Origin of the sequence: Bradyrhizobium sp. 2TAF36, from assembly GCF_052114925.1 — a bacterium.
Taxonomy (GTDB): Bacteria; Pseudomonadota; Alphaproteobacteria; order Rhizobiales; family Xanthobacteraceae; genus Bradyrhizobium; species Bradyrhizobium barranii.
In genome coordinates, this window is the sequence record NZ_JBFRFR010000074.1 from 40,381 (window position 1) to 51,619 (window position 11,239).

An 11,239-nucleotide genomic window follows, 5' to 3' on the forward strand; every position below is an offset into this window, starting at 1 on the left:
TGAGGATACGGCCTCTTGGGTCAGAAGAACTCGGCGGTTAGCCGCTTATGTCGGCTTCTGGACTTGGAGCGTAAAGGCTTCTGACAATTGTGCTGCTAGAAGTTTGTTCGCATTCAGGTGCGCTCTAATTTGCGTCGGATTGTCGAAGGTATCTTTGATACCAGCGGCATAGGCTGAGACCGCCTCGCGAAGCTTAGTCAACATTCCCTTGTCAATAACGCGTGTGGCGTTTGGTACGTATGCGTCCTTATCGAGAACCGTGGACGGATGCACAACGACCGGGGTGCCAGTGCAACCCGGGCCATAGGTCTGGGTAAACCAATTCATATTGCCACTAACCTGATCGGCGTAATGCTTCGAGATCGCGTCCGAAATCGCACCGCTTTTGCACGGAAATAGCACGTAACGTTGATTTCCTATCGCCCAAAGAACATCGAGCTTAGCGGTTTTCTCCTTCTCCGGACGTTGTGCGTTGAACCCAATATGTTTGCCGACGAGCATCAGCGATTCTTCAAAGTCGTCAGTCCCGAATTCGTCAAAAACCAGATGAGCTAGGATAGCGTTCACGCCAATGATCAATGCGTTTCCCGCTTTATATTGATGTACGAGGAATTCACGGGCCAGCTGGGCCTGATCCACACCTTGGGTGTCTATCTTCCTGTACGCGATGCCCGCGAGAGGTTTCATCACGAGCTTATTGCGATCTCCGGCCGCTGCCAGCCGGGCCTGACTGCCAACTCTGTCGGCACGATGCAGCGCCGCTGCGCTCTGCTCCATAAGCCAGCCCTTAACGGCGTCTTCTTCCGCAATGTTCGTAGCAGCCTGAAGAATTTCGGCGGCCTCCGCATGTTTTGCACGGCGGAACGCTTCAAAGGCTTGCCTTTGAAGAGGCAGAATTTGGTCCACCGACTCCTCTGCGGGAAACGTTACATCAATCAACGCGTTCTTTGCGGCGGCAATCCAGTCGGGATTTCGGGTCAGCATATCGTTGATCGGTTCAGCCAAAGCATCGATGCCTTTCTGCGCAATCTGCTGTGCGATATCGCGCGATAGCTTTAGCTGCTGGCGGGTTGCTGGCGAAAAGTGCTGAACGGCACCCTGGGCATAGAGGACTCGCAAAAGATTGAGGCCCATAAGAATTACTACGCAGTAGTCCTCGTTGGACCGAATACCGCGCCCCATTCCCTGCTCAATCCGCTGGACCTGTCGGCTGAGATACCGCTCGCTGTCAGAAAGCGTTCCCTGTTCGTAGGCATCAATGAGCCGACGGGTATCCGGGACGCCATCAACGACCAGAATCCGACATGCATCATCTGGAAGATCGATGCCTTCATACTTGTTGACCAGGACAGCGAGATTACCCTTCGTTTTGCGGAGTTGATCGACGCCCTGTTCGAGGTTGTCCGCTGTCAGCGTCATTCCAGGCGTCACGACATCGGACCAGAAATCCGCTCGCGATTTCGATGGAACGATGATTGCCACATTCTGAGTCTTTGCGTACTGCGCAACGAACGCTTTGATGTGCTGATCGATGATGCCAGTATTGATCTCTTGTGGGACCAAGATCATGCGTTCGCCAAGATCGGAGGCTGTTTTTGGCGTTATCGGCTTGGCTATCGCTTTCTCGTCTACGCCGAAGTCGGTGACGAGCACTGAATCATCAGCCAGCGTGGCAGTCATGTAGACCCGGCGCGCAGCCCTCTCAAAACTGGGGACCTTGTCTGTCGGAAGGCACCTCGACGATATTTCCACCCCTCCCGGAACGAAAAAGCAGTTACACGCGGCCAAGTCTTCCTTGATAAGCGGCCACTGAAACTTCGCCGTCTTCTCCGGCAGGTGCTTGTTCAGAATACTGACTACCGATGTGGTTTTATCCTGCCATGCCCAAAACGGCACTTGAACTAGAGGGCGTCCGGCATTGTCGATGATTTCTTGCGTCCCTGTTTCCGATTGGGTCCGCATATCGTCCGCAAACAGATCTAATAAGGGCTGAAACGCAGGCTCCGCTCGACGGATACGAACCGTAAATTGTCCCTCGATAGTCGCGAGGCATGCGTGAGCATCGTCAATCACAAAGGCCCCAAGCCCAATTTCCGCTGTTGTGCCGACACCGAATTTCGAGCTTCCATTGAACAGGACGCGAATGTCCGCGATGAGGATCGCCCTTCCCGTCAGAAATTCGGGCGAGCGTGGATTGTCGGTGRATTTCAACCCCAGCGCTTTGGCCTCTGCCTCAACCTGCGAGCACAGATAGTTGTCGGGAGCGAAATAGGCGGCCGGGTGGACCCCCTCATTAAGACTAGACTACGCGTACTTCTTGTCCTTGGCGGGAAGTGCCTGAAATAACTTCTGAGGGTCGGCTACGGTATCGGCGCTAGGGCCGCCAGCACCCGAACCATACTTTATCGCCACAAATCGCCTCCCGCCGCCAAGCCGCTACACACGCCAAAATAGTGAGCCAAATGGCTTTTGCCATCAGAAAATAGTTGAAGCGCCATCGAAAGGGCGTCTCGAACGGATGATCCTGCGCGCAACAGAGCCCGTGCCAGCACTCTCGCCCTGGTAAGTCACTGAACTTACCGCCGGTGGGCTGCCACCGGGACCATGCGCAAATTAAGCGCGCGCGGTCGGCGACATGCCAAACTCCGTAGAAGCGAGGGTTTCGCGCGAGGCCACAAGGGCCATCAGCTTTAGAACGCTTTTCTCGCCAATTCTGTTCAAGTGCGGCCGTTAAGATTAAAGCGCCGCCGCGCTCGGACGGGCAAAAGGACTTCTTTTTGGTTGCCGCCCCCCCCGAGTAGATCGACCTCGTGCGGCAACCCGTAGTGTGAATAGCCGGGAAAACGGCTTTCCAGCTGCCCTAACATTAGAAGCTGCCCTAATCTTCCGCGCGGCCCGAATCAAACGGCAGGCCTGATTGCGCTGCGACCGGCCATATTTTTTGCGACAAAAAAGCTATCATGACACCTTTACAAACGACATACGACTACATTGCTTACATCGATGAATCGGGGGATGACGGCCTAAGAGCTGTAAAGCCCTGCACCTTCCCTGGATCGAGCGAGTGGCTCATCCTTTCGGCGGTGGTGATCAGAGCCAGCAACGAGTCCAAGGTCGCGGGCTGGGTCAGAGATATTCGTGCAGGTTTCAGAAGTAGGCAGGCAAAGGCCCTTCACTTCGCGGATCTGTCTCCAGCTAACAAGGCACAAGTCTGCCAGTTCATAGCTGGGTTGGACTTGCGTTGTTTCGTCGTCGCATCGAACAAAAAGAACATGGAGGGATATAAGAACCCTGACGCCGAGAAGATTCCATCGCAATGCTGGTTCTACTGCTGGATGACCAGGGTGCTGCTGGAGCGCGTCACGCGTTTCGTCTTACAACGGTCGCTGACCGACCATGGCGAACCTAGGCGTCTGCGCATCGAGTACAGCGCAAGAGGTGGCCTCCGATACGACCAAATGCATGCGTACTACGAGTGGCTTCGAATGAAGCGACATAAGCCCTTTCTGCCCTGGGGCAAGCTTTGCTTCGAAGTGATGGATGTAAACCTGCTTCGCGTTTATCCGCACCACGAACGTGAGGGCCTGCAACTAGCTGACACGGTTGCGGCAGCTTTTTTCAAAGCGTGCGACAAACATGATACCGGAGCTTGTGACCCCAGCTTTGCCAAGCTGCTTCAAGACCGAATGGCCCGAGAACCAGACAATCAAGGAGGAAAGATCTCTGGCTTCGGGGTGAAGCTTTTACCCAGCTTCGCTCGAGCCAGGCTAGATAACGACCAAGCGGAAATCTTTAAGCACTATGGCTACCCCTCCCAGTGGTGGGACCCGGCGGCGTTTTCCGATGATCGATAGCCCAGCGTCTTGTCGTGCCAAGCGTACCATTCGGCGCTGCGCGGCATTGCCTCACAACCCCCCGTCCGGAGACCCACGCCGTTGTACGTGATTTGGGAAGGCAGGTCGATTGCATTCGTGACGCCGCCACTTGGGGCGGATGTCTTTTTTCCGCGCGAGGCGCGAGCCCACGTGCGTTTACCCAAGACGCGCGGCATTCGCTAGGCCGCTTGCGTAAACGCACTACGAGGCCGCCTGAAAAAGGCATGCACCTCACAGGTGCTTTGCCAATCGTGGTCGAACTAGAGGGTGGTGGTGACTGCGCGTTAAAAAGTTTAATGGCTTCAAAGCGGCTTTTTGGTCACCACGTTTCTGTAAGCTGTTGAACTTGCTAGCTTGTGCATAAACTGCCGGGCCCACCAATGAGATCAAGCACTTGGCGAAACTGCCGTTTTTGCTGCGGACGGTTTCGCGGACCGGTTGCTCTATTTCGCTTGTCACTGGAGCCAACATGCACCGATCACCGCTCTCGCCTTTGGACGGCGGCGCTTGCAGAGCGATGGAGGGTCTCAACAATGCGAAGCCTGACACCGCTGCCCATCACGCCGATCAGGATTTCAAAGCACAAAACTCGTTCGACGAGAACTCGTCGATGCAAGCAGATTGCTYCTGATTCAGCCCGACAATCTATTGCGCGGCGACGTGTTGCGACACAGGCCACGCAATCCTGATTCGGTTCAGACAGAATTTCCTCAGAATCACCTAAAGCAACCAACCCCGTTCGCCGAATGCAGAAAGATCGACTCCAGGCGGAGCATACCATCCCTCTGAGCCATAACGGGCACCGAGCTTCAGAGCGACTTGCTTGTTGCCATAAGGAATCCGCAGCGGCGTCCTGCTTGAGTTTGCTGACACGGGAGCCGTCGAAGCGGCATCGGCGTTAACTTTTCGTTTTCGAGACCTCTTCGGCGGTGCAGCCTGGGGTGCAGCCGACCCCACCGGCCTATTGGAGGTTTTGCGATTAACGTTGCGGCGTTTTTTACCTCGATTTGTATCGATCCATGCGGACATCGTGACCGAGTTGGTCCTTGCATCATCGGGGATGATGAGACCTTTCCCCTGCGCCAGCTTCTTGGCGTACAACAATTGTGCATGACTTACCAGTTTGGGGTCGAGCTTACCGGCCGCTTCGCCATCTGACTTTTTAGGCGCGTGTTCGCTAAGGAATTTGCGGCAGATCGATATCGAAGTTTTGTAACCGGGCGGTGGTTTGATTCTTTTCTGCCGAACGAGGCTGTCAGCAAAGCGTTTCATCGCAGGCGTCGGCGGAAACGTTCCTGGGCCATTACCACCTGCCCTGCCAAGCAAAGAAGGCAGCCCCGTAGTTGCACCCTCCTTCAGTTTGCTGATAATGCGCTCGGCGACATCGCATACGGCGTCAATCGCGCCGACCATCTCCTGTTTACCCACAACGACATCGTCGAGCAGACATTCAAGTTGCGCCGTCACGCCCGGATCAACCAGCGCCGGATCGGCCTGTTTGAGAACGCCGAACAACGACAGGCCGGTCTCGGTCGGCACAATGTTCTTTCCCTGGGCAATCAGGAAACCCTGCTTCTTAAGCCCACCGATGATCTCGGCTCGGGTCGCAGGCGTGCCAATACCCTTGGCTTCCTTCAAGCGATCCCGCAGAACCTCGTCATCGACAAAACGCCAGGCATTCTGCATCGCCTCGATCAGAGCGCCTTCGTTGTAACGTGGCGGCGGCCGGGTCTCCTTGTTCTCAATTTTTGGATCTTGCAGTTGCGCGGTCTCGCCGTTGCGCAGCGGCGGCAGCAATTGGGCCTCATTGCCGTTTTCGTCGGCGGGTTGCCACTCCGGGAATGCTGCACGCCAACCGAGCTCAATGGGCTGGCGACCGGCTGCGCGAAATTCAAAGCCGTGCACATCGAGCGTTGCGGTTGTCTGCCGGTACCGGAAGTCGGGCATCAGGGCGGCCATATATGCCCGCGCGATCACATCAAAGAGTTTCTTCTCGTCAGACGACAGACGGGGCCAGACCTCCGGAAGTTTTTTGATGGTGTTGACGTTGGGAATGATGGCATGATGGCTCGCCCCCTCCAGCCCCTTGTCGTAGAACGTGCCGTTCGCGCCTCTACGAATTACCGGCGGCTCGGGTACAGGGATCGCGCTGAACGATTGGCCCACCTGCAGTCCGGCAATGATTCGCGGCACGTCCGATATCAAGTTCTGCGGCAGATAGCGAACCTCGGCGCGAGGATAGGTGATAATCTTCTTGCCCTGGCCGTCATACAGCTCCTGAGCCACTTCGAGCGTTTTGCTGGCTGACCAGCCGAAACGCGATCCGCAGAGTTTCTGTAACGACGGCAAATCATGCAGCTTGGGTGGCGCTTGCCGCTTACCCTCGACGCGCACGGCAAGTGCGCCCTCGAAGCCTTCAGCCGCTTTGACTACGTCCTGGGCAATTTCGCGCTTAACAATTCGGTCCTGCGGCGCGTGGCGCATCTGGAATTGCCCGCCCGCAACTTTCGCGGTGGCTACAATTTCGAAATAGGCAAGCGGCACGAAATTCCGGATTTCCAACTCGCGCTTGCATACAATTGCTAATGTCGGCGTCTTTACGCGACCAACCCCGATCACTCTTCGCGCGCCCTGTCCCAGGATGACGGTTGCGGTGCGAGTGAGTGACAGGTTGTAAATCTGATCGGCCTGTCGGCGCGCAACGGCAGCGGCGTAAAGGCGGGCATATTCGATATTTGGTTTTGCGCGACCGAATGCCTCGCGGATGGTCTGCGAATCCTGCGCGGTGAACAGCACCCGCATCACCTGACCGCGATACCCGTAATGCTCAAGAATTTCCTGACCGATTAGCTGACCCTCGCGGTCACAATCGGTTGCTAGCCACACTCGTTTCGCGGTGCGTAACGCCTCGCGAATAGCCTTGAGCTTAGCGGCCTTGTTGCCACCTTCTGCCGGGCGCGTTCCGTAAAGACCTTCAGGCCGCAGAAGTATAGGCGACCATCGCTTCCAGGCCGGAACAACGTCCTCCGGTTCGAGGAGATCGAACAAATGGCCCTCTGCTGGAAGAACATCACCGTAGCGAGAACCAATTGCGGCGCGGACATCTTTGGCCTGGCTGGTTTTCTCCGTGATGACGATCTGATCTGCCAGAGCGGCGCGTGGATCAGCTAGGACTGCATCCCATGATTCACTCGGCGACGAATCGTTTGGTGCCGGATTATCTGGCCTATCGATATCTCGCCGAGGAGCAGCCTCCCGCGCCAGCTTTTCCATCTGCTTCGCGGAGGGCATTCGCCAGCTTGCGGGTCGCTCATTCGTCATGGTCAGGCCAGATTGACAAAAGAACATATAGAGAACATTATTCGCCGGTGAGGTCAAGCGGTTGGAGTCAGGCCGTGGCTGAAGTCACCTATTTTGTCGCGCTGCCGTTCGTCGCCGCCGATGACGGGCTGCTGGCGAGCCAACGGAATGCTTCAATCCAAACGCCGCTGTAATGCGCGCTGAGGCGCTATCCCGCAAAGAAGGTCACGTCGGCGCAGTCGCCTTTAGCCGCACTGGTGACCCTGCTACCGGCGATTTCGGCGATGCCAAGGTGATCAGAAAATTCGGCCACGTCCCCGATGATTTGAGTGCGCTATGAATCTTCAATTCATCTGCGCTGAGATCGAAAGGCTGYGCCTCTATGTTCGTAGGCAGCAGAAAGAGGTCTTCACGCTTCAACGTTCCGGCATTGGGACTGCGTCGGCAGGATTTGTTGCTGGCATGGATGCAAGCTTCTGTGGACGCGCTGTGCATAGCGCGAGACAAATTGGTTCGCGAGCAGCGCATCGTGCAACTCTGCACGAACGAATGCGGTGTGATTCACTAAAGTAACAATTGATCGGAGGGGAGCTATCGTGGCGAACGAGGAAACCGGGTTCGGTACCATCAAATGCCCGGGGTGTGGCGAGGCGATTCCGATCAGCGAAGCCATTCATCACCAAATTGCCGAACGAACGCGCCAGGAATTTAAGGCCGAAGCGTTGGAAACAAAAAGGCTGCTTGCCGCAAGAGAACGCGAACTGGATAAAAAGGCGGCTGCTTTTGATCAGACGATTTCTGACCGGCTTGCTGCCGAACGAGCCAATCTATCGAAAGAGATCGAAGCACAATTGAGGTCCGGACTTTCAACAGAGATTGCAGACCTTAAGCGGCAAGCAGACGAACGGAGCGAACGGCTTGCACAAGCACAGATAGTCGAGCTTGAACTCCGTACCGAGAAGCGAAACCTAGAGGAGCGAGAAAAGGCGCGCGATCTCGAAATGGCGAGAAAGCTGGACGAAGAGCGAGTCCGGCTTCAGCTAGAAATTTCGACACGTCTCGAAGAAGAACATACGCGGCAGGTGGCTGAGAAAGATAAGCGCCTTTCAGATGCAATGAAGGCTAACGATGAGCTTCGGCGCAAACTGCAGCAGGGCTCACAACAGCTTCAGGGAGAGGTACTCGAACTCGCTCTAGAAGACCAGATTTCTCAAACGTTCCCATCGGATCTGATTCAGCCCGTACCAAAGGGTATCAATGGTGCGGACATAATACAGCGTGTTCAAAATCGGAGCGGTGACCTTGCTGGCTCCATCATTTGGGAATCAAAAAGGACGAAGGCATGGAGTGATGGCTGGATACAAAAGATCAAGGACGACCAGCGACAGGCCAAAGCCGACATTGCCATCATGGTGAGTGACGCACTGCCAAAGGATTGTAGTCACTTTAAACAGGTTGGTGGAATTTGGGTAACTCACCCCAGGTGCGCGATTCATCTCGCGACTGCCCTCCGGCTGCTATTGCTTGAAGTCGCCTCGGCGAAACGAGCGGCGATGGGGAAAAACGAAAAGATGGAAATTCTATACGCCTACCTGTCGGGTATTGAATTTCGCCAACGCGTTGACGCCATTGTCGAAGCGTTCGTGACCATGCAGGAAGATTTGCAAGAAGAGCGTCGATCAGCCGAGCGGCGCTGGGCAAAACGCGAAAAAACAATTCAGAGGGTAATTTCCAATACTTCTGGCATGTATGGCGATTTGCAAGGGCTGGTCGGATCATCGTTAGCAACAATTCCGGCTCTTACTTCGGGTGATTGATAGAAAGCCTGTTGGGTTGGGGCTTCGGGCCTCAGAAATCTTCCGCGGACACGCGACCTCAAATATAGGGGTCCAGGTCACTCACTCTAATGCGAAACCCTCCCTCCGAGTTGCCCTGTTGCTTGCTTTTGCTATGCTCCCAATCGCGCTGGCAGAAGGCGCCGCACTTAGCCGGATAGACAGCATCACTAAATCGGCACGCGACATGATGCCAGCCATGCCCGAGATGCCGTCCCTCTCGCTGCCGTCATTGCGGGCCGCGGTATCGGGCGCGAGGACAGCGGGACCTTGAAGCCCCCGGGCTGGAAGCCGAAGTGACGTGTTGCACTTGGCAAACTACGGCGGCTGGTTTCTCTTGGATGGAAGTGGGCGCGCCGCGACCATGGAATCCAGGGACAACAATGCGAGCAAATTATTCGAACGTTTGATGGCCCTTGAGGCAATCGATACTCGGAAATTCGGCAAGCCATGGACCGCATAGGTGTTCTTGTTGACCTTTCCGGCGATCTCCGCCGGGAGGCCTCCGTATGCTAATGATCCTTGATCGGTGGCGAGATGAGTGGAAGCAATAGCGAGATTGCACCAAAAACAATCCGACCCCGAGGCTTTACCGAATGCATAGCAAACATCCCGGCACCGAATATTGAGCATTTTTAATACCATATGGACTGCTGCGGACCAGCGGTTCTTTTGCATCATCTGATATGATGCGAAAGAAGCATTGACGACGACGGAACCGTCACGTACCTTTGCATCATTGTCGATGATGCAGAGAAAAGATGCGATTACGAGACAGCGCACAAATCAAGCCGGGATACCCGTTTCGCGAGGCGATTGAGCCGACGCCGAATGGTCGTGTGGCAGTTGTGCACATCCGCGACGCCAACACTGATAAAGGCATCGATTGGCCCGCTCTGGTGCGAACGGAATTGCACGGACGGAAAGATCCCGACTGGCTGCAGAATGGCGACATCCTCTTCGCCGCGCGTGGCAATCGTAATTTCGCTGTGTGTGTTGGGGAGYCGCCCCTCAAAGCCGTTTGCTCCCCTCACTTCTTTCTCGTGCGAGTCAACCGGGATAGCCCCRCCACCCCCGAGTTTCTTGCTTGGCTCGTCAATCAACCCGAAGCCCAGAAATACTTCGCGCAAGCTGCCGAGGGGACCTTCATTACTAGCATCAGACGCCAGGTGCTCGAAGATATGCCCCTGCGCTTACCAAGCATCGCCACTCAGAAAGCGATCATTCAACTGCATAAGGCGGCACTTCGCGAGAAGGAGTTGCATGAACAGCTGATCCTCAATCGCCAGCAAGAGCTCAATATCATCTCAAAGCAAATTTTGAACTAGGAAGGAAATACGCAGCCATGTCCGAGAAAGTTGACCAAACAAAAATCAATCAATCCGTTTGGGAGGCCTGCGACACCTTTCGGGGTGTCGTCGATCCAAGCATCTACAAAGATTACGTCCTAACGATGCTCTTCCTGAAATACATCTCCGATGTCTGGCAGGATCATTACGAGGAATACAAAAAGAAATTCGGCGATAAGCCCGAACTGATAACAGAGATGATGAAGAACGAACGTTTCGTTCTTCCGAAGGATGCAAGCTTTTACGCACTTTACGAGAAGCGCTTCGAGGCCGGAAACGGCGAACGCATCGATAAGGCGCTCCATGCCATCGAGGAAGCGAACATTCATAAACTGCAAGATGTCTTTCAGGATATTAGCTTCAATAGCACCCGGCTTGGTGACGAGGCCCAGAAAAACGACATCCTTCGTCATATCCTGGAAGATTTCGCCAAGCCTGCACTCGATCTGCGCCCAAGCCGCGTTGGGAAACTGGATATCATTGGCAACGCATATGAGTTCTTGATCAAGAACTTTGCTGCCACAGGCGGCAAGAAAGCTGGAGAGTTCTACACTCCGCCGGAAGTGTCCGAGCTGATCGCAGAGATTGTCGAACCGCAAGAAGGCGATGACATTTGTGACCCTGCTTGCGGGTCGGGTTCCCTCCTAATGAAGTGCGGGCGACAGGTGCAGCAAAAGTTCGGAGGCTCTCACAAATATGCGCTCTATGGCCAGGAGGCGATTGGCAGCACTTGGGCGTTAGCGAAGATGAACATGTTTCTGCACGGCGAGGACAATCACCGTGTCGAATGGGGCGACACAATCAGAAATCCCAAGCTGCTGGACGGCGAGAGCAGCTTGCGTCACTTCGATATCGTGGTCGCCAATCCCCCATTCAGCCT

At 55.1% G+C, this 11,239-nt stretch carries 8 protein-coding genes and 1 pseudogene; 6 read left to right on the forward strand and 3 right to left on the reverse strand.

Going from position 1 to position 11,239, the window contains the following annotated elements:
• Positions 1–45 precede the first annotated feature (45 nt).
• The gene (locus AB4Z51_RS34240; RefSeq protein WP_441498866.1) at positions 46–2,211 is read right to left on the reverse strand and encodes a helicase C-terminal domain-containing protein; all 2,166 of its coding nucleotides are present in this window, start codon (positions 2,209–2,211) and stop codon (positions 46–48) included.
• Positions 2,212–2,960: 749 nt separating this feature from the next.
• Between AB4Z51_RS34240 and AB4Z51_RS34245 the strand changes: the two genes are divergently transcribed.
• Both AB4Z51_RS34245 and AB4Z51_RS34250 read left to right on the forward strand, forming a co-directional pair.
• Positions 2,961–3,854 carry a DUF3800 domain-containing protein gene (locus AB4Z51_RS34245; protein WP_441498867.1) on the forward strand — a complete coding sequence of 298 codons (894 nt, stop codon included), beginning with the start codon at positions 2,961–2,963 and terminating at the stop codon, positions 3,852–3,854.
• A gap of 415 nt (positions 3,855–4,269) precedes the next feature.
• A complete protein-coding gene (locus tag AB4Z51_RS34250; protein WP_441498868.1) occupies positions 4,270–4,506 on the forward strand; it encodes a hypothetical protein in 237 nt (78 codons plus the stop codon).
• 89 nt (positions 4,507–4,595) lie between these two features.
• Here the strand turns inward: AB4Z51_RS34250 and AB4Z51_RS34255 are convergent, their stop codons facing one another.
• A complete protein-coding gene (locus AB4Z51_RS34255; protein WP_441498869.1) occupies positions 4,596–7,166 on the reverse strand; it encodes a type IA DNA topoisomerase in 2,571 nt (856 codons plus the stop codon).
• Between the two features lie 104 nt (positions 7,167–7,270).
• On the opposite strand from AB4Z51_RS34255, the pseudogene AB4Z51_RS34260 reads away from it, so the two are divergent.
• Together AB4Z51_RS34260 and AB4Z51_RS34265 are read left to right on the forward strand one after the other, a co-directional pair.
• Positions 7,271–7,515 (forward strand): annotated as a pseudogene (locus AB4Z51_RS34260) (hypothetical protein).
• A gap of 256 nt (positions 7,516–7,771) precedes the next feature.
• Positions 7,772–8,992, forward strand: coding sequence for a DUF2130 domain-containing protein (locus tag AB4Z51_RS34265; RefSeq protein ID WP_441498870.1), 1,221 nt, complete (start codon positions 7,772–7,774; stop codon positions 8,990–8,992).
• Positions 8,993–9,328: 336 nt separating this feature from the next.
• Here AB4Z51_RS34265 and AB4Z51_RS34270 read toward each other — a convergent pair whose 3' ends face one another.
• Positions 9,329–9,691, reverse strand: coding sequence for a hypothetical protein (locus AB4Z51_RS34270; protein ID WP_441498871.1), 363 nt, complete (start codon positions 9,689–9,691; stop codon positions 9,329–9,331).
• Between the two features lie 80 nt (positions 9,692–9,771).
• Between AB4Z51_RS34270 and AB4Z51_RS34275 the strand changes: the two genes are divergently transcribed.
• Positions 9,772–10,338 carry a restriction endonuclease subunit S gene (locus tag AB4Z51_RS34275; RefSeq protein WP_441498872.1) on the forward strand — a complete coding sequence of 189 codons (567 nt, stop codon included), beginning with the start codon at positions 9,772–9,774 and terminating at the stop codon, positions 10,336–10,338.
• Between the two features lie 17 nt (positions 10,339–10,355).
• Positions 10,356–11,239, forward strand: an 884-nt coding sequence (locus AB4Z51_RS34280; protein ID WP_441498873.1) for a type I restriction-modification system subunit M, incomplete at its 3' end; no start/stop codon positions are given.

Excerpts from the sequence above, each read along its gene's own strand:
- AB4Z51_RS34245 (WP_441498867.1), top strand. The coding sequence starts at position 2,961 with ATGACACCTTTACAAACGACATACGACTACATTGCTTACATCGATGAA.
- AB4Z51_RS34270 (WP_441498871.1), bottom strand. The coding sequence starts at position 9,691 with ATGATGCAAAAGAACCGCTGGTCCGCAGCAGTCCATATGGTATTAAAA.
- AB4Z51_RS34255 (WP_441498869.1), bottom strand. The coding sequence starts at position 7,166 with ATGCCCTCCGCGAAGCAGATGGAAAAGCTGGCGCGGGAGGCTGCTCCT.